The 23,524-nt window shown below is 72.4% G+C and carries 18 protein-coding genes; 11 read left to right on the top strand and 7 right to left on the bottom strand.

Translation table 11 applies throughout. The features are described from left to right. Positions 1-24 precede the first annotated feature (24 nt). Positions 25-1,854, bottom strand: a complete 1,830-nt coding sequence (locus IE247_RS11820) for a serine hydrolase domain-containing protein (RefSeq protein WP_190122975.1) — start codon at positions 1,852-1,854, stop codon at positions 25-27. A 205-nt stretch (positions 1,855-2,059) separates the two neighbouring features. On the opposite strand from IE247_RS11820, the gene IE247_RS11815 reads away from it, so the two are divergent. The 3 genes from IE247_RS11815 (at position 2,060) to IE247_RS11805 (ending at position 5,876) form a co-directional block, all read left to right on the top strand. Further along, complete coding sequence (locus IE247_RS11815) at positions 2,060-3,169, top strand: NAD(P)H-dependent flavin oxidoreductase (RefSeq protein ID WP_190122974.1); 1,110 nt, start codon at positions 2,060-2,062, stop codon at positions 3,167-3,169. After that, positions 3,166-4,707 (top strand): acyl-CoA synthetase, encoded by a 1,542-nt coding sequence (locus IE247_RS11810; RefSeq protein WP_190122973.1) that lies wholly within the window; start codon positions 3,166-3,168, stop codon positions 4,705-4,707. The genes IE247_RS11815 and IE247_RS11810 overlap by 4 nt, the downstream gene beginning before the upstream one ends. A 65-nt stretch (positions 4,708-4,772) precedes the next feature. Continuing rightward, positions 4,773-5,876: a calcium:cation antiporter gene (locus IE247_RS11805; protein WP_190122972.1), complete on the top strand. Its 1,104-nt coding sequence runs from the start codon at positions 4,773-4,775 to the stop codon at positions 5,874-5,876. A gap of 20 nt (positions 5,877-5,896) precedes the next feature. On the opposite strand, the gene paaK is transcribed toward IE247_RS11805, so the two are convergent. Further along, a complete protein-coding gene (gene paaK / locus IE247_RS11800) occupies positions 5,897-7,192 on the bottom strand; it encodes a phenylacetate--CoA ligase PaaK (RefSeq protein WP_190122971.1) in 1,296 nt (431 codons plus the stop codon). Positions 7,193-7,343: 151 nt separating this feature from the next. Here paaK and IE247_RS11795 point away from each other — a divergent pair, with 151 nt between their 5' ends. Then, positions 7,344-8,666, top strand: coding sequence for an alpha/beta fold hydrolase (locus IE247_RS11795; protein ID WP_190122970.1), 1,323 nt, complete (start codon positions 7,344-7,346; stop codon positions 8,664-8,666). A 56-nt stretch (positions 8,667-8,722) separates the two neighbouring features. Here IE247_RS11795 and IE247_RS11790 read toward each other — a convergent pair whose 3' ends face one another. Next, positions 8,723-10,336, bottom strand: a complete 1,614-nt coding sequence (locus IE247_RS11790) for an acyl-CoA synthetase (protein WP_190122969.1) — start codon at positions 10,334-10,336, stop codon at positions 8,723-8,725. Between the two features lie 228 nt (positions 10,337-10,564). Between IE247_RS11790 and IE247_RS11785 the strand changes: the two genes are divergently transcribed. The 6 genes from IE247_RS11785 (at position 10,565) to IE247_RS11760 (ending at position 15,625) form a co-directional block, all read left to right on the top strand. Then, positions 10,565-11,422 carry a crotonase/enoyl-CoA hydratase family protein gene (locus tag IE247_RS11785; protein ID WP_190122968.1) on the top strand — a complete coding sequence of 286 codons (858 nt, stop codon included), beginning with the start codon at positions 10,565-10,567 and terminating at the stop codon, positions 11,420-11,422. 15 nt (positions 11,423-11,437) lie between these two features. Next, the gene (locus tag IE247_RS11780) at positions 11,438-12,382 is read left to right on the top strand and encodes a Zn-ribbon domain-containing OB-fold protein (RefSeq protein ID WP_190122967.1); all 945 of its coding nucleotides are present in this window, start codon (positions 11,438-11,440) and stop codon (positions 12,380-12,382) included. After that, positions 12,379-13,461 carry a thiolase family protein gene (locus IE247_RS11775; RefSeq protein ID WP_190122966.1) on the top strand — a complete coding sequence of 361 codons (1,083 nt, stop codon included), beginning with the start codon at positions 12,379-12,381 and terminating at the stop codon, positions 13,459-13,461. The genes IE247_RS11780 and IE247_RS11775 overlap by 4 nt, the downstream gene beginning before the upstream one ends. Next, positions 13,451-14,617 carry a thiolase family protein gene (locus IE247_RS11770; RefSeq protein WP_190122965.1) on the top strand — a complete coding sequence of 389 codons (1,167 nt, stop codon included), beginning with the start codon at positions 13,451-13,453 and terminating at the stop codon, positions 14,615-14,617. Before IE247_RS11775 ends, IE247_RS11770 begins: the two co-directional genes overlap by 11 nt. A gap of 169 nt (positions 14,618-14,786) precedes the next feature. Further along, positions 14,787-15,029 carry a DUF397 domain-containing protein gene (locus IE247_RS11765; protein WP_190122964.1) on the top strand — a complete coding sequence of 81 codons (243 nt, stop codon included), beginning with the start codon at positions 14,787-14,789 and terminating at the stop codon, positions 15,027-15,029. Positions 15,030-15,124: 95 nt separating this feature from the next. Then, complete coding sequence (locus tag IE247_RS11760; RefSeq protein ID WP_190122963.1) at positions 15,125-15,625, top strand: hypothetical protein; 501 nt, start codon at positions 15,125-15,127, stop codon at positions 15,623-15,625. Between the two features lie 65 nt (positions 15,626-15,690). On the opposite strand, the gene IE247_RS11755 is transcribed toward IE247_RS11760, so the two are convergent. The 3 genes from IE247_RS11755 to IE247_RS11745 form a co-directional block, all read right to left on the bottom strand. Beyond that, positions 15,691-17,877: a terpene synthase family protein gene (locus IE247_RS11755; RefSeq protein WP_190122962.1), complete on the bottom strand. Its 2,187-nt coding sequence runs from the start codon at positions 17,875-17,877 to the stop codon at positions 15,691-15,693. Between the two features lie 86 nt (positions 17,878-17,963). Beyond that, positions 17,964-18,596 carry a GNAT family N-acetyltransferase gene (locus tag IE247_RS11750; RefSeq protein ID WP_190122961.1) on the bottom strand — a complete coding sequence of 211 codons (633 nt, stop codon included), beginning with the start codon at positions 18,594-18,596 and terminating at the stop codon, positions 17,964-17,966. 128 nt (positions 18,597-18,724) lie between these two features. Further along, positions 18,725-19,852 carry an aminoglycoside phosphotransferase family protein gene (locus IE247_RS11745; RefSeq protein WP_190122960.1) on the bottom strand — a complete coding sequence of 376 codons (1,128 nt, stop codon included), beginning with the start codon at positions 19,850-19,852 and terminating at the stop codon, positions 18,725-18,727. Positions 19,853-20,091: 239 nt separating this feature from the next. Here IE247_RS11745 and IE247_RS11740 point away from each other — a divergent pair, with 239 nt between their 5' ends. Further along, positions 20,092-21,579, top strand: coding sequence for a DNA-binding protein NsdB (locus tag IE247_RS11740; protein WP_190122959.1), 1,488 nt, complete (start codon positions 20,092-20,094; stop codon positions 21,577-21,579). 74 nt (positions 21,580-21,653) lie between these two features. Here the strand turns inward: IE247_RS11740 and IE247_RS11735 are convergent, their stop codons facing one another. After that, positions 21,654-23,090, bottom strand: a complete 1,437-nt coding sequence (locus tag IE247_RS11735) for a PP2C family protein-serine/threonine phosphatase (protein ID WP_190122958.1) — start codon at positions 23,088-23,090, stop codon at positions 21,654-21,656. Positions 23,091-23,524 lie beyond the last annotated feature (434 nt).

Here is a 23,524-nt window from a genome sequence, read left to right as displayed (position 1 = left end):
GCCGGGCAGCTCCTGGACGGTCCGTCAGTCGCGGGACGGCGTCCAGCCCGCAGCCTCGATACGGGCCGCGTCACCGGGCCGGGACTCGTCGAAGACCGCCCGCCCGCCGTCCTCGACCCGGATCGCGTCCACGTACACGCCCCGGCCGGAGCGCAGCCGGTCGGTGGTGTACCGCCAGCGCAGCCGGACCTCCGTGCCGCGCCACGCGGAGAGGTCCGCCGTCAGCCGGTGCCAGACCCGCCCGGACCAGCCGGTCACCGAGCCCGACGGGTGCGAGGTCTCCTCGTGCCCCGGCCGTACGGTGGTGAACGGCACCGCGCGCCAGCTCGCCCCGCCGTCCGGCGAGCCCTCCAGGAAGAGTCCGTCGGCCCCCGGCTCGGTGTCCCACCACAGCGAGCAGCGCAGCCGCGCCCGCCGGGAGGCGAGGGGGAGCGCGGGCAGGGCGAGGGTCGCGGAGGCGGCGGCCGCCGTGCCGGAGAACCAGGCGGTGCGCCCCCGCTCGGGGCGGACCGCGACGGCGCGGGCCATGTGGTCGGCGGCGGCGGCCCTGGGCGCGCTGCCGGAGCGCCAGGAGCGCACCGGGTGCACCGAGTTGCCCAGCACGATCAGGAAGGAGTCGCTGCCCGGGTCGAGGACCAGGCTGGTGCCGGTGAAACCGGTGTGCCCGGCGGTGCGCGGGGTGGCCATCGCGCCCATGTACCAGTGCTGGTACAGCTCGAAGCCGAGCCCGTGCTCGTCCCCGGGGAAGGCGGTGTTGAAGTCGGTGAACATCAGCTCGACGGATTCGGGGCGCAGCAGGCGGTAGCCGTCGTAGGCGCCGCCGTTGAGGAGGGCGCGGGCGAGGATCGCGAGGTCCCAGGCGCGGGAGAAGACACCGGCGTGACCGGCGACCCCGCCGAACGCGAAGGCGTTCTCGTCGTGCACCTCGCCCCAGACCAGCCCTCGGTCCAGGCCGGACCAGGGCGGTCTGGCGTCCTCGGTGGCGGCGATCTCGGGCTTCCAGGAGGCGGGCGGGTTGAAACGAGTGCGGTGCATCCCGAGTGGAGCGGTGATCTCGTTTTGGAGCAGCGCATCCAGAGGGTGAGCGGTGATCTGTTCCAGGATCAGCTGCAAGGCGATCAGATTGAGGTCGGAGTAGAGATAGCGGCTGCCGGGCGGGGACGCCGGGCGCTCGTTCCACAGCATCCGCAGCCTGCCCTCGTGGGTGGGCTCGGTGTACAGCGGGATCCAGGAGCGCAGCCCCGAGGTGTGCGTCAGCAGTTGACGCACGGTGATGTCCGCCTTGCCCGCGCCGCCGAACTCCGGCAGATACGCGGCGGCCGGGGCCTCCAGCTCCAGTTCGCCCCGCTCGATCCGCCGCACCGCGAGGATCGAGGTGAACAGTTTGGAAACGGAGGCGAGGTCGAAGACGGTGTCCTCGGCCATGGGGATCTGCTGCTCGGCGGGGAACTCCACCGCCGTGCCGGTGCTCTCGTCGTACGCGGAGTAGCGCACCGCCTTGCCGATCGGCCGGTGCAGGGCGACCGTGTCGCCGCGCCCGGCGAGCAGCACCGCGCCCGCGTACCAGGGGTGCGTGGGGGAGGGGCCGAGATAGCTCTCGGCGTCGGCGACGAGCCGTTCCAGCGGGCCGGGGAGCAGCCCGGCCCGCTCGGGGGTGCCGCGCCGGAGCGTCCGGCGCCCCCGGCCCCCGCCGACGGCCGTACCGCTTCCCGTACCGCTCTCCAGGCCGCTGCCCGGGCCGCCGTCCGCCGCCGCGAACGGGATCGGCGTCAGGGCCAGCGCCCCGCCGAGCGCGAGCACTCCGCTCCCCAGCCGCCGCCGGCTGATCCCGCTCCCCGTCGCGTCCTCAGACATCCGCCACCCACTCCTGCTCCCGCTCCTGAAAGCGTCTCGGGACCCCGAACACCCTGACCTCGAACACCCGGGACCTCGACCACCAAGGAAACCTTTCTTCCCGGAGCGCGGAGCCGTCAACCGTCCCGTGCCCCCGCCCCCTCTATCTGACACAGCATCAGAAAACCTCTTCCCCCGGCCACCCGGCTGCGGCATCCTGCCGTCCATGGAGACGGAGCTGAGCAGGGCCCTGGGCATCGAGCACGCCATCTTCGGCTTCACGCCGTTCCCGGCGGTGGCCGCCGCCCTCACCCGCGCGGGCGGCCTCGGCGTCCTCGGGGCCGTCCGCTACACCGACCCCGACGACCTCCGGCGCGATCTCGACCGCATGGACCGCCACACCGACGGCAGACCGTACGGCCTCGACGTCGTCATGCCCGCCACCCGGGCGGCGGGCATGACCGAGGCCGACGCGGAGGCGATGATCCCCGAGGGCCACCGGAAGTACGTCCGCGACACCCTCGCCCGGCACGGCGTCCCCGAACTCGCCGAAGGCGAACCCTCCGGCTGGCGGATCACCGGCTGGCTGGAAGAGGTCGCCCGCCGCCAGCTCGACATCGCCTTCGACCACCCCCTCGCCCTGCTCGCCAACGCCCTCGGCCCACCGCCCGAGGACGTCGTCGCCCGCGCCCACGAGCACGGCGTCCGCGTCGCCGCCCTCGCCGGAAGCGCCCGCCACGCCCGCCGCCACGCCGAGACCGGCATCGACATCGTGGTGGCCCAGGGGTACGAGGCGGGCGGCCACACCGGAGAGATCGCCTCCATGGTGCTCACCCCCGAAGTGGTCGAGGCCGTCGCCCCGCTGCCCGTGCTCGCCGCCGGCGGCATCGGCAGCGGCGAACAGATCGCCGCCGCGCTCGCCCTCGGAGCCCAGGGCGTCTGGCTCGGCTCCCTCTGGCTCACCACCACCGAGGCCGAACTCCACTCCCGCGCGCTGACCGCCAAACTCCTCGCCGCCGGCTCCGGCGACACCGTGCGCTCCCGCGCCCTCACCGGCAAACCCGCCCGGCAGCTCCGCACCGAGTGGACGGACGCCTGGGACGCCCCCGAGAGCCCCGGCGCGCTCCCCATGCCGCTCCAGGGCCTCCTGGTCGCCGAGGCCGTCTCCCGGATCCAGCGGTACGAGGTGGTCCCGCTGCTGGGCACGCCCGTCGGCCAGATCGTGGGCCGGATGACCTCCGAGCGGAGCGTACGGGCCGTCGTCGACGATCTCACCCGGGGCTTCGAACGCGCCGTGGACCGCATCAACCGCGTCGCGGGCAGGGCCGAACGGTGACCGGCCGGCCGCACGGCTTCTGGGCACAGGCGGCGGCGGACCCCGACCGCCCCGTCCTGATCACGCCCGACGGCGAGGAGTGGACCGCCGGACGGCTGCACACGGCGGCGAACCAACTGGTCCACGGCCTGCGCGCGGCGGGGCTCGAACGCGGCGACGCCTTCGCCGCCGTGCTCCCCAACGGCGTCGAACTCCTCACCGCCCATCTCGCCGCGACCCAGGCGGGCTTCTATCTCGTCCCCGTCAACCACCATCTCCTCGCCGCCGAGATCGCCTGGATCACCGCCGACTCCGGCGCCCGGCTGCTCATCGCCCACCAGCGGTTCGCGGACACCGCGAGCGCCGCCGCCGACCAGGCCCCCCTGCCCGCCGACCGCCGCTACGCCGTCGGCGAGATCGCCGGATTCCGCCCGTACGCCGCACTCCTCGGCGGACGGTCCGGCGCGCCGCCCGCCGACCGCACCCTCGGCGCGGTGATGAACTACACCTCGGGCACCACCGGACGGCCCAGGGGCGTCCGCCGCCCGCTGCCCGGGAGACTCCCCGAGGAGGTTCCCCTCGGCGGTTTCCTCCGCTTCTTCGGCATCGAGCCCTTCGACGGCCATGTCCATCTGGTCTGCTCGCCGCTCTATCACACGGCCGTCCTCCAGTTCGCGACGGCGGCCCTGCACATCGGCCATCCGCTGGTGCTGATGGACCGGTGGACGCCCGAGGAGATGCTCCGGCTGATCGACGCGTACCGCTGCACCCACACCCACATGGTCCCGACGCACTTCCACCGGCTCCTCGCACTCCCCGAGGAGGTGAGGGCGCGGTACGACGTCTCCTCGATGCGGCACGCCGTCCACGGCGCGGCCCCCTGCCCCGACGGGGTCAAACGGGCGATGATCGACTGGTGGGGCCGGTGCGTCCAGGAGTACTACGCGGCGAGCGAGGGCGGCGGCACGTCCGTCACCGCCGACGAGTGGCTGAGCAGACCGGGGACGGTCGGCAGGGCCTGGCCCATCAGCGAGATAGCCGTCCTCGACGACGACGGCGCCAGACTCCCGCCCGGCGAACAGGGCACGGTCTATCTGCGGATGAGCACCGGGGGCTTCAGCTACCACCGGGACGAGGCCAAGACCGCGCGGAACCGCGTCGGCGACTTCTTCACCGTCGGCGATCTCGGCGTCCTGGACAAGGACGGCTATCTCTACCTCCGCGACCGCAAGATCGACATGATCATCTCGGGCGGGGTCAACATCTACCCCGCCGAGATCGAGGCGGCGCTGCTGAGCCATCCGGCCGTGGCGGACGCCGCCGCCTTCGGCGTCCCCCACCCCGACCGGGGCGAAGAGGTCAAGGCCGTCGTGGAACCGGCCGCCGGACACCTCCCCGGCGACACGCTCGCGGCCGCGATCCTCGCCCACTGCGAGGGACTGCTCGCGGGGTACAAACGGCCCAGAAGCATCGACTTCACCACCGAGCTGCCGCGCGACCCCAACGGCAAGCTCTACAAACGCAGGCTCCGCGCCCCGTACTGGGAGGGCCGCGACTAGCGTCTGTCAACCCGTTGGCGCAGCATCCCGTGCGCGCCGCAGCGACTGCTGGCAGCGTGGCGGGCATGACGACCGGCGCGGTACGGCTCAGATCGCGGTGGACGACCTGGGTGCCCCCGGTCGCGGTGCTCGCCCTGGCGCTGGCCTGGGGCCGCGACCTCGCCGGGGTCGCCGTGGCGCTCGTCGGACTCTGCCTCATCGGGGCCGTGCTCGCCGCCGTGCACCACGCCGAGGTCGTCGCCCACCGGGTCGGCGAACCCATCGGCTCGCTGGTGCTCGCCGTCGCCGTGACCGTCATCGAGGTGGGGCTCATCGTCACCCTGATGGCGGGGGGCGGCGAGAAGGCCTCCACCTACGCCCGGGACACCGTCTTCGCCGCCGTCATGATCACCTGCAATGGCATCGTGGGACTGTCCCTGCTGGTCGGCGCGTTGCGCAACCGGGTCGCGGTCTTCAACGCCGAAGGCTCCGGCGGCGCGCTCGCGACCGTCTGCACCCTCGCCACCATGACGCTCGTCGTGCCCGCCTTCACCACGGGACACTCGGGCGGCGAGTTCACCGGGGACCAACTGGCCTTCGCCGCCGGAGCCTCCCTCTGTCTGTACGCGCTCTTCGTCGGCGTCCAGACCGTACGCCACCGCGACTACTTCCTCCCGGTGAGCGCCGACGGCGCCGCCGAGAGCGACCCCGACGCGCACGCGCCGCCGCCGGGCGACCGTGAGACCTGGCTGAGCGTCGGCCTGCTCCTGGTGGCGCTCGTCGCCGTCGTCGGCAACGCCAAGCTGGTCTCGCCCGCCATCGAGAACGGGGTCGACTCCGCCGGACTGCCCACCGCCGTCGTCGGCGTGGTGATCGCCCTCCTCGTACTGCTCCCCGAGACCCTCGCGGCGGTACGGGCGGCCCGCCGGAACCGGATGCAGACCAGCCTCAACCTCGCGTACGGCTCAGCCATCGCCAGCATCGGGCTCACCATCCCGGCCATCGCGCTCGCCTCGATCTGGCTCCAGGGCCCCCTGGTGCTCGGCGAGGACGCCACCCATATGGTCCTGCTCGCGCTCACCGCCGTGGTGAGCGCCCTCACCGTGGTGCCGGGCCGGGCGACCCTGCTCCAGGGCGGGGTGCACCTGGTGCTCTTCGCCGCCTTCGTCTTCCTCTCCTTCAGCCCCTGAGCGCTTCGGAAGCTGAGCCCTCAGCCCCCGGCCTCCCGGAGATCCACCACCCGCCGCAGCTTCCCCGAGGACCGCTCCAGCGTCCGCGGATCCACCACCTCCACCGCCACCGACACCCCGACGCCCTCCTTCACCGCCGCCGCGATCCGCCGGGCCGCCTCCGCCCGCCGCCCCGCCGTCGCGTCCGGCCGCGCCTCCGCCCGTACCGTCAGCACATCCAGCCGGTCCGGGCGAGTCAGCCGCAGTTCGAAGTGCGGGGAGACATCCGGCGTCCGGAGCACGATCTCCTCGATCTGGGTCGGGAAGAGATTGACGCCCCGCAGAATGATCATGTCGTCGGTGCGCCCGGTCACCCGCTCCATCCGGCGGAAGACCCGCGCCGTGCCCGGCAGCAGCCGGGAGAGATCCCGGGTCCGGTAGCGGATCATGGGCATGGCCTCCTTGGTCAGCGAGGTGAACACCAGCTCGCCCCGCTCCCCGTCGGGCAGCACCTCGCCAGTGAGCGGATCGATCACTTCCGGGAAGAAGTGGTCCTCCCACACATGAAGAAACCCGTCCTTGGCCTCCAGACACTCCTGCGCCACCCCCGGGCCGATCACCTCCGAGAGCCCGTATATGTCGACGGCGTCCAGCGCGAACCGCTCCTCGATCTCCGCCCGCATCGCCGGGGACCAGGGCTCGGCCCCGAAGATGCCGATCGACGGCGAGGCGGTCCGGGGGTCGATGCCCTGCCGCTCGAACTCGTCCAGCAGGGTGAGCATGTACGAGGGCGTCACCATGATGACGTCGGGACGGAAGTCCTGAATCAGCCGCACCTGGCGCTCGGTCATGCCGCCGGAGGCGGGCACCACCGCGCAGCCGAGCCGCTCGGCCCCGTAGTGCGCCCCGAGACCGCCGGTGAACAGCCCGTACCCATAGCCGACGTGGACCATGTGGCCGGGGCGTCCGCCCGCCGCGCGGATCGAGCGGGCCATCACATCGGCCCACATGTCCAGATCGCGCGCGGTGTAGCCGACGACGGTGGGGCGGCCGGTGGTGCCGCTGGAGGCGTGGACGCGCCGCACCTCGGACCGGTCCACGGCGAGCATGCCGAACGGGTACTGGTCGCGCAGATCGGACTTGGCGGTGAACGGGAAGCGGGCGAGATCCGCGAGCGTGCGGCAGTCCTCGGGCCGCACCCCCGCCCGGTCGAAGGACTCGCGGTAGAAGCCGACCTTCTCGTACGCGTGACGCAGCGTCGCCCGCAGCCGCCCGAGCTGGAGCGCGGCCAGCTCGGGCCGGCTCAGCCGCTCCCCGGCGTCCAGCAGTTCCCTCATCCGGCCGCTCCCTCCACCCGTCACCCGACCGGTCGTTCGGTCGTGTTCTCCGGGGATCAGTAAGGCAGCTCGCCCGGGCCTCTGGCAAGAGGACGGCCCGCCCTGGGCGGGGCCCATTGCACCGAGGCCCCGGGCGGGCAACGATCGGCACATGCCGAAGTTCACCGCGTACGACGGGACGGAACTCGCCTACCATCTGAAGGGAGCGGGCGAACCGCTGATCTGCCTGCCGGGCGGCCCCACGCGCGCCGCCGCCTACTACGGAACGCTCGGCGGCCTGGACGCCCATCACCGGCTGGTGCTGCTGGATCTGCGCGGCACCGGCGGTTCCGCGGAACCCGCCGATCCGGCCACCTGCCGCTGGGATCTCCAGACCGACGACATCGAGGCGCTCCGCGAGCATCTGAACCTGGAGAGCGTGCATCTGCTGGCCCATTCGGCCTCCGGGAACCTCGCCACCCTGTACGCCGCCCGGCACCCGCTGCGGGTGCGCTCCCTGACGCTCATCGCCCCCGGCACCCGTGTCGGCGGCGGTGGCAACAGCAGCAGCAACGGCGACGGTCCGGGGCCGGAGGCCGACGGGGTCTTCGACCCGGCCGCCACCCGCGCCGCGCTCGCCCTGCTCGACGCGCCGGTGCTGCTGCTCTCCGCGCCCCGCGAGAACGGCCCCCGGCCGGCCCGCGCCGCCGAGCTGGCGGCGCTGTTCCCGTACGAGAGCAAGGCGGCGGCCCACCACCCCTGGCTCGACGACCCCGGCGCGTTCGTCCGTACCGTCCGCGCCTTCCTCGCCCCCGACATCCTGGCCCTGGACGCCGACGGCGTCCGGCTCGCCTACCGCACCTGGGGCGAGGAGTCCGCCCCGCCGGTGGTGCTCGCCCACGCCCTGGGCGGCAGCGGGGCCGACTGGACCGTGATCGCCGAGCGGCTCGCCGCCACCCGGCGGGTGTACGCCCCCGACTTCGGCGGGCACGGGCTGAGCGACTGGCACGGGGAGTACGGCTTCGTCCGGCTCCGCGACGAGCTGAGCGCGTTCATCCGGGGGCTCGGTCTGGACAGCGTCGACATCGTCGGCCACTCCATGGGCGCGATGGCCGCCTTCCTGCTCGCTGCCGAGGAACCCGAGCTGGTGGACCGGCTCGTCGTCGAGGACCCGCCACCGCCGTTCCCGCCCGATCCGCCGAGGCCGTCCGCCCGGCGGCAGCCGGGGGAGCCCGCCTTCGACTGGCCGGTGGTGCTCAGCATCGACGCCGAGCTGAGCGCGCCGGACCCGTCCTGGAGCGAGCGGCTGGCCGCCGTCGAGGCTCCGACCCTGGTCATCGGCGGCGGACCGGACAGCCATGTCCCCCAGGACCGGCTGGCCCTGCTGGCCGAGCGGATCCCCGGCGCGCGGATGGTCACCATCGACGCCGGGCATCTGATCCACGAGAGCCGGCCGGAGGAGTTCCTCGCCGCCCTGCGGGAGTTCGGCATCTGAGCGCCCCAGGGCCGGACCCGGACCCGCCCCGGACCGGACCCGCGTCAGGTCCCGGGTCAGGCGTGCCCGGACGCCGCCGCCCGGGCCCAGCGGTAGTCCGCCTTCCCGCTCGGCGAGCGCCGGATCTCGGGTACGACCACCAGCCCGCGCGGGATCTTGTACCCGGCGAGCCGGGCCCGGCAGTGGGTCTGGATCTCCGCCAGACTCGGCTCCCGCGCGCCCGCGCGCAGCTGCACCACGGCCGCCACCCGATGCCCCCACCGGGCGTCCGGCACCCCCGCCACCAGCGCGTCGTACACATCGGGATGGGAGGTCAGCGCCTGCTCGACCTCCTCCGGATACACCTTCTCGCCGCCGGTGTTGATGCACTGCGAGCCCCGCCCCAGGACGGTGACGACGCCCTCCGCGTCCACCGTCGCCATGTCGCCGAGCAGCACCCAGCGGTCCGCGCCGCGCCGGAAGAACGTCTCCGCGGTCTTGACCGGGTCGTTGTAGTACCCGAGCGGCACCCGGCCGCGCTGGGCGATACGTCCCACCTCGCCCGCCGCGACCGGCTCCCGGGTCACCGGGTCGACCACCGCCGTACGGTCGTTGACCCGCAGCCGTAGCCCCTTCTCCTGCCCCGAGTCCTCGGTCGCGGTGCCGTTGAAGCCGGACTCCGAGGACCCGAAGTTGTTGAGCAGCGCGACCTTCGGGGCCAGCGCGGCGAACCGCGCCCGTACCGTCTCCGAGAGCAGCGCCCCGGAGGACGAGACGCTGAACAGGGCGGAGAGGTCGACGTCCCGCAGCGGCCCCTCCAGCGCGTCGACCAGCGGGCGCAGCATCGCGTCCCCGACCAGGGAGACGCTGGTGACCGCCTCCCGCTCGATCGTCCGCAGCACTTCCGACGGTGTGAAGCCCCGGTGCAGCACCACCCGCTGGCCGAAGTGGAAGGCGATGAACGCGGTCAGCGTCGAGGTGCCGTGCATCAGCGGGGGAGTGGGGAAGAAGGTGATCCCGTCGCCTCCGGCGGCGACCCGCCGGGCCAGCTCCCCGGGCGAGGAGACCGGCTCGCCGGTCGGCGCGCCGCCGCCGAGGCCGGAGAAGAACAGATCCTCCTGCCGCCACATGACGCCCTTGGGCATCCCCGTGGTGCCGCCGGTGTAGATGATGAACAGATCGTCGCCCGACCGGGGGCGAAACCCCCGCCCGGGCGAGGCCGAGGCCGTGGCATCGGCGAAGGGGGTGGCCGTGAAGGCAGCGGCCGGGGGCGCGTCCCCCACCCGCAGCAGATGCCGCAGCCGCTCCGCGCTCGGCACGGCGGCGGCGACCGGCCCGGTGAACTCGGCGTCGAAGACCAGGGCCGCGAGATCGGCGTCCCGGTAGAGATGGGTCAGCTCGTCGGCCACATAGCGGTAGTTGACATTGACCGGCACGATCCGCGCTTTGAGGCAGCCGAGCAGGGTCTGGAGGTACTCCACCCCATTGCGGAGCTGGATCCCGAGGTGCTCGCCGGGCCCGATGCCGGCGTCCCGCAGATGGTGGGCGACCCGATTGGCCGCCGCGTCCAGCTCCGCGTAGGTCAGCCGGCGCTCCGCGCCCGTCCCGGGCAGGTCGGCGCAGACCAGGGCCTCGCGATCGGGAACCACATCCACGACCGACTCGAAAAGGTCGGCAAGGTTGTACTCCACCGCTCCTCCTGACCTGGGTTCCGTCTGACCTGGTTCCGTCCGGTCCGGTCCGGTCGGCCCGGGTCCGGCCCGGGGCCGTCCGCGTCCCGGCCCGGCGGTCATTAGAGCGTTCGGGGCGGCAACTGTGAAGGGGCGGCGGCCAAGAAATCTGACTGACTGTCAGAAAGCTATTGAACTGGGCCCGCCCCTGCTGCAACCTGTTCCAGGTCTGGGACGGGAGGCCCGCGCATGGCAGAACGGCCGATCGGCACGGAATCCATCGACACGGAACCCTTCGACACGGAACCCTTCGCCACCGAGCACCTCACCGCGCACCGCCGGGACGCCACCCTGGTGCTCACCCTCAACCGGCCCGCCGCGAGGAACGCCTTCTCGCCGTCGATGCTGGTCGGTCTCCACGACGGCTGGATGGCGGCCGACCGCGACGACACGATCCGCTCCATCGTCCTCACCGGCGCGGGCGGCGCCTTCTGCGCCGGTATGGACCTCAAGGCCCTCGGCGGCGCGGACCCGGAGGGAGAGAACCACCGGGAACGGCTGAAAGCCGACCCCGACCTCCACTGGAAGGCCATGCTCCGCCACCACCGCCCCCGTAAACCGGTGATCGCCGCCGTCGAGGGCCCCTGTGTCGCGGGCGGCACCGAGCTGCTCCAGGGCACTGACATCCGCGTCGCGGGCACCAGCGCCGTCTTCGGCCTCTTCGAGGTAGGCCGGGGACTCTTCCCCATCGGCGGATCCACCGTCCGGCTCCCCCGCCAGATCCCCCGCACCCACGCCCTGGAGATGCTCCTCACCGGCCGCCCCTACAGCGCCGACGAAGCCCTGCGGATCGGTCTCGTCGGCCACGTCGTCCCCGACGGCACGGCCCTGGAACGGGCGCTCGCCATCGCCGCGCGCGTCAACGCCTGCGGCCCGCTCGCCGTCGAGGCCGTCAAGGCCTCGGTGTACGACAGCGCCGAACTCACCGAGACCGAGGGGCTCGCCGCCGAACTCGCCAGAGGATGGCCGATCCTCGCCACCGAGGACGCCCGCGAAGGCCTCCGCGCCTTCGCCGAGAAGCGCGAACCCCGCTACCGGCGCGCCTGACCGAGGAGAGAGCGAATGCCCGAACCGCCGCGCGCCCCGCTGAGGGTGGAGTTCCCCTTCACCCGCTCCCTCGGCCCCGTACTGCGCGCCTTCCTCACCGGCCTGCGCGAACGCACCGTCCTCGGCGTCCGCGCCACCGACGGCCGGGTGCTGGTGCCGCCCGTCGAGTACGACCCCGTCACTGCCGACGAGCTCCGCGAACTGGCCGAGGTCGGCCCCACCGGCACCGTCACCACCTGGGCCTGGAACCCGGCCCCCCGCCGGGGCCAGCCGCTCGCCACCCCCTTCTCCTGGGTGCTCGTACGCCTGGACGGGGCCGACACCGCGCTTCTGCACGCCCTCGACGCCCCCGGGCCCGAAGCGGTGCGCACCGGACTGCGCGTCCGGATCCGCTGGGCCCGCGACCGCACCGGAGCCATTACCGACATCGCCTGCTTCGAGCCCTTCGACAGCGCCCCGGGCCGCCCGGCCACCGCCCACGACGGAGTCTTCGCCGACCCCGTCGCCGAGATCACCGCCCCCGCCCGGCTCGACTACGTTCACACCGCCGGCCGCGCCCAGCACGCCCACCTCACCGCGCTCGCCGACCACAGGATCACCGGCGAGCGCTGCCCGAGCTGCCGCAAGGTGTACGTACCGCCCCGGGGCGTCTGCCCCGTCTGCGGCGTCGCCACCGCCGAACAGGTCGAGGTCGGCCCGCGCGGCACCGTCACCACGTACTGCGTCGTCAACATCAAGGCCGCGAACCTCGACGTCGAGGTGCCGTACGTCTACGCCCACATCGCCCTCGACGGCGCCGACCTCGCCCTCCACGGCCGGATCGACGGCATCCCGTACGACAGGGTCCGCATGGGACTGAGGGTCGAGCCGGTCTGGCTCCCCGGCGGCGCCCACCCCGACCACTACCGGCCCGCGGGCGAACCCGACGCCCCCTACGACAGCTACCGGGAACTGCTGTGACGCGCCGACGGCACGCCGGGGACGTGGCGATCGTCGCCTTCGCACGGAGCGAGGACCGGCCGTACGACGAGGGAATCACCGAGGCGGAGATGGTGATGCCGCTCCTGCGCGAGGTCCGGGAGCGGACCGGGCTGAGCGCCGCCGACACCGACTTCACCTGCTCGGGCTCGTCCGACTATCTCGCCGGGCGCGCCTTCTCCTTCACCATGGCCCTGGACGGCGTGGGGGCCTGGCCGCCGATCTCCGAGTCCCATGTCGAGACCGACGGCGCGTGGGCGCTGTACGAGGCCTGGGTGAAGATCCTCACCGGCGAGGCGGACACCGCGCTCGTGTACGCGTACGGAAAGCCGTCCGCCGGCGAGGTCCGCGACATCCTCAGCCGCCAGCTCGACCCGTACTGCACCGCACCGCTCTGGCCCGACCGGGTGGCGCTCGCCGCCCTCCAGGCGCGGGCCCTGATCGACGCCGGACACACCGACGAGGACGGACTCGCCGCGATCGCCGCACGCGGCAGGGCCGGGCGGACGGGGACCGCCGGACCGCCGGGGCCTTCGCCGCGCGGCGAGTACGTCGTACGGCCGCTGCGCACCGGCGACTGCCCGGCGGTCCGCGACGGCGCGGCGGCCGTGCTCCTCGCCGCCCGGCACCGGGCCCCGGACCTGTGCGAGCGCCCGGCCTGGATCCGGGGCATGGACCACCGGATCGAGGCCCACGGCCTCGGCGTCCGCGATCTGACCGACTCCCCGTCCACCCGGCTCGCCGCCCGCCGCGCCGGAGCCTTCGAACGGCCCGTCGACACCGCCGAGCTCCACGCCCCCTTCACCTCCCAGGAAGTCGTGCTCCGCCGGGCCCTCGGCCTCGGCCCCGAGGTGCGGATCAACCCGTCCGGCGGCGCGCTCGCCGCCGACCCGGTGATGGCCACCGGACTCGTCCGCATCGGCGAGGCCGCCGACCGGATCCACCGGGGAGAGTCCCGCCGGGCCCTCGCCCACGCCACCTCCGGGCCCTGCCTCCAGCAGAACCTGGTCGCCGTCCTCGAACGGGACCTGGAACGGGAGGAGGAGAGCGATGCCCCATGAGCCCGTGGCCGTCGTCGGCGTCGGCCAGACCCGGCACGCGGCCGCCCGGCGCGATGTCTCCATCGCCGGACTCGTTCGCGAAGCCGCCCTGCGAGCCCTGGCGGACGCCGGGCTGGGCTGGGCCGATATCGACGCGGTCGTCATCGGCAAGGCCCCCGACTTCTTCGAGGGCGTGATGATGCCGGAGCTGTATCTCGCCGACGCCCTCGGAGCGGTCGGCAAACCGATGCTGCGCGTGCACACCGCCGGCTCGGTCGGCGGCTCCACCGCGCTGGTCGCCGCCCAGCTCGTGAAGGCGAGGGTCCACACCACGGTGCTCGCCCTCGCCTTCGAGAAACAGTCCGAATCGAACGCCATGTGGGGCCTCTCCCTACCGGTCCCCTTCCAGCAGCCCCTGCTCGCGGGCGCGGGCGGCTTCTTCGCCCCCCACATACGCGCCTATATGCGGCGCTCCGGCGCTCCCGAGACGATTGGCTCCCTCGTCGCCCACAAGGACCGGCGGAACGCCCTCCGGAATCCGTACGCCCATCTCCATGAGCACGGCATCACCCTGGAGAAGGTCCAGGCCTCCCCGATGCTCTGGGACCCCGTCCGCTACTCGGAGACCTGCCCGTCCTCGGACGGCGCGTGCGCGATGGTCCTCACCGGCCGGGCGGGCGCGGCCCGCTCGCCCACCCCGCCCGCCTGGGTGCACGGCGGGGCGATGCGCAGCGAACCCACGCTCTTCCCGGGCAAGGACTTCGTCTCGCCGAGGGCCGGGAAGGAGTGCGCGGCCGATGTCTACCGGCAGGCCGGGATCACCGATCCGCGCCGGCAGATCGACGTGCTGGAGCTGTATGTGCCGTTCTCCTGGTACGAGCCGATGTGGCTGGAGAATCTGGGCTTCGCCGCCGAGGGCCGGGGGTGGCGGCTTACCGAGGCCGGGGTCACCGGGATGGACGGCGATCTGCCCGTCAACCCCTCGGGCGGGGTGCTCTCCACCAACCCCATCGGGGCCTCCGGCATGATCCGCTTCGCGGAGGCCGCCCTCCAGGTGCGCGGGCGGGCGGGCGAGCACCAGATCGACGGCGCGCGCAGGGCGCTCGGCCACGCCTACGGCGGCGGCTCGCAGTTCTTCGCCATGTGGCTGGTCGGAACGGATCCGCCGGCCGGCTGAGCCCCGGAGCCGGATCTGAGCCATCGCTCGAACCAGAACCAGAAGCGGAACCTGAAGCGGAATGAGGGTCCGGACGGAATCGAGGGCCGCCCCGGCCGGTCGGCGGCCTGTGCCGGACGGGGGCCGATCGCTAGGCTGTGGCCCGAGCCGACGCGGGAGGAGCACGGACGTGGCCGAGAGCACCACCACCACGCAGTTGTTTTCGGGCTGGGAGAAGCCCGAACTCGACCTCAGCAACGCCGACTGGCAGTCGGGCAGCCAAGGAGCGGGAGACGTCCAGATCGCCTTTGTGGAGGGCTTCATCGCCATGCGCAACGGAGCCCGGCCGGAGAGCCCCTCGCTGATCTTCTCCCCGGCCGAGTGGCGCGCCTTCGTGCTGAACGCCCGCGGCGGAGAGTTCGACCTCACCTGAGGGCCGCCCCGCCCGACGGCCGCCCGGCGGCGACCTGCCCCGAGCGGCCCCGGGCCCCGGTCGGCCGGGTGCCCCCGGACACGTACCATGGCGGTATGTCCTTCCTCCGCCGCCGCAGCGCCGCCACACCCGCGGGCCCGGACTTCGACGTCCTGGCCATGGACCCGGGGGACTGGCCCGGAAATCTCGGCGCGGGACTCCTGCCCGCGCCCGACGGCACCTGTCAGGGCGTCTTCCTGCGGTACGACCTCTTCGGCGGCCGCGGCCCCGCGATGATCATCGGAAACCTCCCCGAGGGCTCCCCCGCCCGTGAGCTGGACGAGGGAGAGATCCCCTTCGAGGCGGCCCAACTGCTGCTCGCCCTGGAGAACGACGAGCACGTCGAGGTCGTCAGCACCGAGGACGTCCCGGTGATGCAGGGTGACAATCTGCTCATCGTGCGCCGACTGAAGCTCTCCGAGAGCCGGATCTCCTGCGTCCAGTTCGACCGCAGCGACAATGTGCTGGTCACCATCGCCAGCTGGGACCGTCCCATCACCGACGATCTCTACGCGCTGCTCAAGCCCCTGCCCGCGGAACTCTTCCAGCAGGGCTGAGTGCCACCCGGCCCGGAACGGCGTCCCCGTCCGGGCCCAGGGCCTCTCGTTCGGATCAAGCCGGATCAGCGAGCGAGCATCGTCGCCACCCGCACCGCCGCCGTGCCCAGCCCGCTCGGCTGTCCCAGCCGGGCCGTGCCCGCGCCCGTACGCACATCCTCCGGGCGGTAACGCCGCACTCCGCGGTGCCAGTTCAAGATGCCCGCCAGCCAGTCCTCGATCTCCCGGATGTAGCTGTCGAGCGCCGCCCGCCGGTCCTCGTTGAGGCCGAAGTCCTCGTACAGCACCGGCAGTTCATGCTCCTTGACATGGAGGAACTGCTTCAGCCGCTCCCGCATCAGATCGTCCACGATCCTGACACCGGCGGGATAGTCGCAGCCGAAGAATGTCTGCACCACCAGCACCGCGTTGTGCACCTCGCCCTCGCCCTCGATCTCCTTCTGGTACGAGAAGAGGTCATTGAGGAGAACGGCGTAGTCCTGGGCGGCCAGCTCCAGACCCCGCACCGTGCCGTGCAGCAGCAGCTCCCGCGGGATCCGCCCCGCGTGGCGCAGTTTGGAGAGCAGCATCGTCAGCTCCGAACCGAAGGTGGTCCGCCGCATTTCGAGATAGTCCACCGGGTCGGGGACCCGGTGCTGCGCCTGATTGTGCAGCTCCCACAGCCAGCTCTCGATCATCACCTCGATCGAGGAACGCAGCTCCCGCCGGGCGCCCTGCTCCATCGGCCCGGTGGTGCGCGTCCACAGATCGGCGAGCGCGCGCTCCAGCGGGCTCACCGCCGCCGCGGCGGCCAGGGCCGGGTCCTCGACCGGCATGCACTCCCTGAGCCGGTCGTTGCAGAGCTTCGCCCCCAGCAGATTGCGGGGTCGGCCGAACACCACGGGGTAGTAGTCGTCGGCGTAGGTGCCCCAGGTCAGCCACTCCGCGCTGAGCTCCAGCTCCTCCGGCGTGGCGTCCGGGTCCAGGCCGGCCGAGCAGAGCGCGAGGTCGAAGCCGCGCAGCATCGGCCCGTCCCAGATGTCCCCCAGCAGCCCCATGCGGTCCGCCCAGGCGATGGACTTCTCCCGGGCGTCCCGGTGGTGCGGGCTGAGCGTCAGCGGGAACGGCAGATCGAACTCCGGCAGCAGCGAGGGGCCGACCCGCTGATGCGGAACATGGGTCAGGGTGCGCAGCCGGGCGGTCGCCGACCGGCCGAAGAGCGTCCTGATGTCGAGCGCGGAGGTGCCGAGGACCCCGCCGGGCAGCGCTTCCCGGGCCGCCAGGCCCTCGTTCATGTAGCGGCTGGAGCGCAGATGCCACTCGTGGCCGCCCGACTGCCAGTCCTGGAGCCCCTTCACATAGAGCGCGATCGCCGCGCACTCGTCCGGGGTCAGCCCCTTCTCCACACAGAGCCCCGGGACCTCGGTGAGCGCGGTGTTCTCGAACTGGTGCAGCCGAGAGGTCAGCAGGTCGTTGACGGACTCGGCGGCCTCCTGGGTCGTACAGCCGAGGAAGTGCTCCAGGACCAGGACGCCATTGCTGAGTTCGCCCTCGTCCTCGACCTCCCGCTGGTACGAGAAGAGGTCGTTGCGCAGATGCACGGCGTCGGCGAAGGCGTCCGTGAGCACCCGCAGCGGGCGGGAGGCGGCCACCGAATCGGGGATCTCGGCCCCCGCCGCGTACTCCACCAGCCCCGCGGACCAGGGCGCGCCGCCCACCTTGCGGCGCATCTCGATGTACTCGACGGGGTTGGAGATCCGGCCCTCGTTGATGTTGGACAGTTCCCACAGGGACTCGTTGAGGAGATTGCGGGTCGACTCCGAGAAGCGGGCCCGCCAGGCCGGCGACATGGACGGCACGGTCCGCCGCCACAGATCGGCCAGCCCCGCCTCCACCGGGTTGGTCGGCTCCGGCACGTGGCTCTCCGGGTCCAGCGGCATGAAGGCGGGCAGCCGGTCCAGATAGGCCTTTCCGCCCTTCCGGTCCAGGGTGCGCTTGAAGATCTCCAGGAAGTGGTCGTCGAAGAAGAAGACCCACACATACCAGTCGGTCACCAGCGACAGCGCGTCGGCGTCGCAGTCGGGGTGGGTGTATCCGCACAGCAACGCGTAGTCATGCGCCTCAAGGTCGCTCTCCTCCCAGACACCCGACCCCTCCAGCATGCCCATGCCGCGCGCCCACTCCCGGGTGTGCGTGCGTGCCGTGTCGACATGCGGGCTGAGGCGTGCCGGGTACGGCATGTAGAAGTCGGGCAGGACGAAGGGCTGAGCCATTGCGTGAGATGCCTTTCGAGTCAAGTCGGCTGCTGTGCAAAAAGCTTTACCCGTCCCCCGAACGGCGCACGCACAACATCAATTAGTCATACAAGCTGGATGGTTGGGCCGGACCGGTCGCCTTCGACAGGCCTTCCCCGATGCCGGGCCCAATCCGGTGCGAGGATCGACATCACCACGGAGTCCACCCGCTCGCCCTCCCACAACAGGGCGTCACGCAGCACTCCTTCGGCGGTGAAGCCCACCTTCTCGTAGACCCGGCGGGCACGCGGATTGAACGCGTACACCTCCAGCGAGATCCGGTGCAGCCCCAGCGCCTCGAAGCCGTGACCGACGAGCAGCCGCGTCGCCTCCGTACCCAGACCGCGCCCGAGGACGCCGGACACACAGGAGATCCGGAAGTTGCAGCTCTCGTTCTCCTCGTCCCACTCATTGAGCACGGCCTCCCCGACGACCCTGCCCGTCGCGCGCTCCACCACCGCGAGATCCAACCGGCCGTCCCGGTCGCCCACACCCCCGTACCAGGCCCGTATCCGGTCCTCCTCCATCGCCGAGTCGCGGTGTCCGCCCGTCAGCCGCGCGCACTCCGGATCCCGGAACATCGGAATCAACGCGGGCACATCGTCGGCCGTGATGGGCCTGAGCAGCACCAGATCCCCGCTCAGTTCGGGTTTCTCCAGAAAACCGGAGGCGGGCGAAGTCCGATCGTCATCAGTCATGTCCGTAGTGTGGACAGCCCTACACCCCGCTGTCCTGCGGATTTCCCGGGCGGAGGGGGAGCGCGCGGCGTGCCGCGCGCCCGTGCGGCCATCGGGCGCGCGGCACGCTTCCCCCCTTCGGGTGACGGTCAGCGCGTGCCGACGGCGGCACGCACCGCCCGCCGGGCGCGGGCGCAGTCGTCGTGGAGCCGGCGCAGCAGCAGCCGCTGCTCCTCACCGGCCGAGAGTCCGCCCGGCGTCGCCGTGGCGGCCGGGCCCCCGGCCGGGGCGGCCTCCCGCATCGTCCGCTGCACGGCCGTCTCATAGGTGCGGATCTCACGGGTCAGCACCAGCATCAGATTGACCAGGAAGGCGTCCCGGGCCTGGGATCCCGCCTGCTGCGCGGTCTGGCTGATGTGACGGCGCGCGGCGGGCGAGTCCCCGAGGACCGCCCAGAGCGTCGCCAGGTCGTAGCCCGGCAGATACCAGCCCGCGTGCTCCCAGTCGACCAGGACCGGCCCGGTCGGCGACAGCAGCACATTGGAGAGCAGCGCGTCACCGTGGGAGAACTGGCTGAGCCCCTGTCTGCCGCCCGAGTGCGCCAGCCCGTGCAGCAGCTTCTGAAGGTCCCCCAGGTCCCGGTCGGTGAAAAGACCCAGCTCGTGATAGCGCGAGATCCGGGAGGCGTAGTCCAGCGGGCGGTCGAACAGCTCGGCCGGCGGACGCCAGGCGTTGAGCAGGCCGATCGCGCCGAGAACCGCCCGCAGGTCGGCGCGCGGCGGCGCTTCGGCGGGGTGCCGGCTGAGGGCCGCGGGACGGCCCGCCATCCGCTCGATCACCAGCGTCCCGTTCTCCGGGTCCGCCGCGATCAGCCGGGGGGCCCGCACCGGCGGACGGTGCCGAACGAAGGCCCGGTAAGCGGCTATTTCATGGCGGAACCGCTCGATCCAGACGGATGAGCGGTCCAGCAGGCACTTGGCCACCGCGGTCGCCCTCCCCGTCGTGCCGACGATCAGCACGGACCGCCCGCTGCGGCGCAGCACCTGCACCGGAGCGAACTCCGGGCAGATCCGGTGCACCGCCGCCACCGCCATGCGCAACTGCGCTCCCTGCGGGCCGGACAGATCGATCCTCCCGCTCAGCGGATGGCCGGCCGCCGGCGCGGGCCGCCGCGCCCGGCCCGCGTGCACCGGGTCGAGATACGGTCCGGCGCCGGCCGGCGAGGCCGGTCGCCGCGGTCGGTAGGGGGCGGACACGGAGGACGATGCTGTGTGCATGAGGGTGACAGATCCCTTCGCGCGCCGACAGATTGCGTGCGCCGCCCGCCCCGGCTCCGTCCGCACCCTGGGGAATGCGACCGGTGCCGGGCCGGGGTGGCGCGTTCCTACGTCACACCAGCGCGCGGGTGGCACACCATCTGGCGAACCCTGGCGAACCCTGGCGAATGGCCGCCACCCAGCTGAACACCCCCGCCGGAGAGCTACTGTCAACTCAGCCGAGAACCTGGGGGCTTGACGTGACCGGAGTACCCAACACCCGCCTGTACGACCTGTTCGGCCTCACCGGCTGGTCCAAGGGCGAACTCGCGAGACTCGTGAACCGGCAGGCGGCGGCCATGGGCCACCCCCAGCTGGCGACCGACACCTCGCGGGTGCGGCGCTGGATCGACATGGGGGAGACCCCGCGCGACCCCGTGCCCCGGGTGCTGGCAGCCCTGTTCACCGAGCGCCTCGGTCGTGTCGTGACCATTGAGGACCTCGGGTTCGTACGGAACGGGCGAGCGGGCAGGCGGAAGGAAGGGCAGGGCGCGGAGAACCCTGACGACCTGCCGTGGGCGCCCGACCGGACGGCAGCGGTCCTCACCGAATTCACGGGAATGGACCTCATGCTCAACCGACGCGGCTTGGTGGGCGCGGGCGCCGCGCTCGCCGCGGGAACAACGCTCAGCAGCGCCATGCACGACTGGCTGCAGACCGACCCCGCTCAGGGCGCTCCCCACACCGAGAACCCATCGCACGCCGACCCCGTGGGGTACGACCGCTATGAGGCGGCCCCCATCGGATCCGAGGAGATCGACGCGCTGGAACGGTCCGTCGACGTCTTCCGCGCCTGGGACGCCTCCCGGGGCGGCGGGCTCCAGCGGAAGGCCGTGGTGGGCCAGCTCAATGAAGTGGGCGGCATGCTCGCCTACCGCCACCCCGACCATCTTCAGCGGCGGCTGTGGGGCGTCGCCGCCAACCTCGCCGTACTCGCCGGCTGGATGTCCCACGACGTCGGCCTCGAACCCACCGCCCAGAAGTACTTCGTCATCGCCGCCCACGCGGCCCGCGAGGGCGGCGACCGGCCCCGCGCCGGCGAGGCGCTCTCCCGCGCGGCCCGTCAGATGGTCCATCTGGGACGGCCCGACGACGCACTCGATCTGATGAAGCTCGCCAAGTCGGGATCGGGCGACGAGACCCTGCCGCGCACCCGGGCGATGCTTCACACCATCGAGGCATGGGCACAGGCCTCCATGGGCCAGGGCAAAGCCATGCGCCGCACCCTCGGAGAGGCCGAGGAGCTCTTCGTCTCCGACAAGAGCGATGTGCCGCCGCCCAGTTGGATGCAGATGTTCGACGAGGCCGATCTCCACGGCATGGAGGCACTGGCATACCGCACCCTCGCCGAACACGAACCGGCCGCCGCCAACATCGCCCAGGGCCACGCCAGAATGGCCCTGGAACTGCGCGAGGGCGGACGACAGCGGTCCAAGATCTTCGACTACATCTCCATGGCCTCCGCCTGTTTCATCGGAGACGACCCCGAGCAGGCCGACCGCTACGCCCGGCTCGCGCTGGTCTCCATGGGGGAGACCTCCTCGCATCGCACCTGGGACAGACTTCGTGAGATGTACCGGCTGACCGGGCACTACGCGGGACACGGCAGAATCGACGACCTCCGCCAGGAGATCCTTCTCGCCCTGCCCAACAGCCCCCTGCGCAAGCCGAGAGGAGCCATGGCCTAGCCCGGCTCCCTTTCCCTCGCACTGCCATCACCGGGGACGGCCTCTCTCTGGCCGTGCCCATCACCGTGTACCGGCTACAGACCGACCCTCACGGCCATCACACAGGCTCCGCCTTCGCGACCCTTGGTGCCGAGGCTCTCCACGATCACCCGTACGCACTCCTGGGCGTCCTGCGCCCGGGCGAGCCTCGGGGCCAGGGCGAGCAGCCGGCCCGGATCGCAGTCGCCCACGGCGTCGGCACGGGTCAGACCGTCGGTGTGCAGCACCAGCAGATCGCCGGGGAGCAGCCGGATGTCCGTCTGTTCGTACGAGGCCCCCGAGGCCGCGCCGAGCAGCACGCCGTCAGGCGTCGCCAGGGCGCGCCCCGTCCCGTTGCGGAACAGCAGCGGGGCGGGGTGGCCCGCCTGGGCCCAGGTCAGGGTGCGGCTCGCCGGGTCGAAGCGGCAGCACACCGCGCTGCCCAGGGCGGGCTGGGCCGAAGTCTCCAGGAGCTGGTTGAGATGTCCCATCAGGGGGCCCGGCGCGATGCCCGCGAGCCCCAGCCCGCGCACCGCCCCCAGCAGCATCGCCATCGCTGATGTGGTGCTCACGCCGTGTCCGGTGAGATCGCCGACGCCGAGCAGCGAGGCCCCCGAGGGCAGGGGGAACGCGTCGTACCAGTCACCGCCGATCACCGTGCCGCTCGCGGAGGGGAAGGAGTGGGCCGCCACATCCAGCCCGCCGGGCGTGTCCCCGGGGGAGCGCGGTGAACCGCGCCAGGGCTGGAGCGCCGTCTCCTGAAGCTCCACCGCGAGCCGGCGCTCGGTGTGCTCGGCGCGCTGTCTGCGGTGCAGCGATTCCCGGCTCTCCCGGACCGTCCGCTCACTGCGGCGCAATTCGCTGACGTCGCGGAACACCGCCCACATGGAGGCCGTCGAGCCGTCGGCGTCCAGCACGGGCTCACCGGTCATATGGACGGTCCGCACCCGGCCGTCCGAGCGGACCATGCGGAACTCGCCGTCGATCGGGCGTCCGTCGACCAGACATCCGGTCACCATCGAGGTGAGCAGCGCCTGATCCTCCGCGAAGACGACGGACGGCAGCTCGTCCAGGGTCATGGGACCGCTCTGGCGGCCGCGTCCGAGGATCCGGTACAGCTCGTCCGACCAGCTCACCTCGTCGGTGAGGAGGTTCCACTCGGCACTGCCGACCCGGTTGAGCAGTGAGCCGGTGCGCTGGGCGCTGTCGGCGGTGTGCCCGGCGAGCGCGTCCGCGTAGGGGTCTTCCCCCGTGACCGGCAGCCCTTCCCTGAGCTGTCCCAGATGGGCGCCGAGGTCATCGAGCTGATGCACCGCCAGATCACACAGCGCACGCTGCCACCGGCCGTGCGGGCCGTCCTCGTCCACCACGGCGTCCCGGCGTACGGCGTCCACATCGCCGCGCAGCCGACGCGTTCGGTTGATCAGAGCGTCGACGTCACCGCGCTCCGGCGGCTGCGATGCGGGACGTTCCGCGAACACATGGGACGGCATGTCGTACTCCGATACAGGCGTGGCCTCGGCCAGGTCTGAGACACGGTCTTAAGCAACGGTCTTGAGAAAGGATCGCTACGACTCTCGCACAGGCCGAGAAGGCCCGTAAGGGATTTGGCGACACTAGGCGGGGTGGTGCCCGGGTCATATGTCGTGGACGAACGGTCCACGGAGTACGGTTCAGGCCATTGTGCGCGGAGCGGTGTTCTCCCAGCTCGGCGGGGCATACGCGGTTTCCGGATCCGGCGGGCTCCGGGCGTGGCGCGACGGTCCTGCCGACGCGCCCCGGGGAGGCCGTGCCGACCTCCGGCGGGGGAAACGGTCCGCCACCGGGTCGATCGCCGGTGAGCTGGGGCTCCTCGTTTCCGCTGGACGCCAGGACCGTCCCGCGCCGGGCGCGCCGCCGCGTCATGGATCGGGCGACTCCGGTTGCC

It is taken from the genome of Streptomyces inusitatus, assembly GCF_014651115.1.
Classification (GTDB): Bacteria; Actinomycetota; Actinomycetes; order Streptomycetales; family Streptomycetaceae; genus Streptomyces; species Streptomyces amakusaensis.
The sequence above is the reverse complement of the archived record's forward strand: the minus strand, read 5'-3'. Positions and strand labels throughout refer to the sequence as shown.

Coding starts and splice junctions, on each gene's coding strand:
- IE247_RS11820 (WP_190122975.1), bottom strand. CDS start 1,854: ATGTCTGAGGACGCGACGGGGAGCGGGATCAGCCGGCGGCGGCTGGGG.
- paaK (WP_190122971.1), bottom strand. CDS start 7,192: ATGAGGGAACTGCTGGACGCCGGGGAGCGGCTGAGCCGGCCCGAGCTG.
- IE247_RS11805 (WP_190122972.1), top strand. CDS start 4,773: ATGACGACCGGCGCGGTACGGCTCAGATCGCGGTGGACGACCTGGGTG.
- IE247_RS11785 (WP_190122968.1), top strand. CDS start 10,565: ATGGCAGAACGGCCGATCGGCACGGAATCCATCGACACGGAACCCTTC.
- IE247_RS11770 (WP_190122965.1), top strand. CDS start 13,451: ATGCCCCATGAGCCCGTGGCCGTCGTCGGCGTCGGCCAGACCCGGCAC.
- IE247_RS11815 (WP_190122974.1), top strand. CDS start 2,060: ATGGAGACGGAGCTGAGCAGGGCCCTGGGCATCGAGCACGCCATCTTC.
- IE247_RS11750 (WP_190122961.1), bottom strand. CDS start 18,596: ATGACTGATGACGATCGGACTTCGCCCGCCTCCGGTTTTCTGGAGAAA.
- IE247_RS11755 (WP_190122962.1), bottom strand. CDS start 17,877: ATGGCTCAGCCCTTCGTCCTGCCCGACTTCTACATGCCGTACCCGGCA.
- IE247_RS11760 (WP_190122963.1), top strand. CDS start 15,125: ATGTCCTTCCTCCGCCGCCGCAGCGCCGCCACACCCGCGGGCCCGGAC.
- IE247_RS11795 (WP_190122970.1), top strand. CDS start 7,344: ATGCCGAAGTTCACCGCGTACGACGGGACGGAACTCGCCTACCATCTG.
- IE247_RS11780 (WP_190122967.1), top strand. CDS start 11,438: ATGCCCGAACCGCCGCGCGCCCCGCTGAGGGTGGAGTTCCCCTTCACC.
- IE247_RS11735 (WP_190122958.1), bottom strand. CDS start 23,090: ATGCCGTCCCATGTGTTCGCGGAACGTCCCGCATCGCAGCCGCCGGAG.
- IE247_RS11745 (WP_190122960.1), bottom strand. CDS start 19,852: ATGCACACAGCATCGTCCTCCGTGTCCGCCCCCTACCGACCGCGGCGA.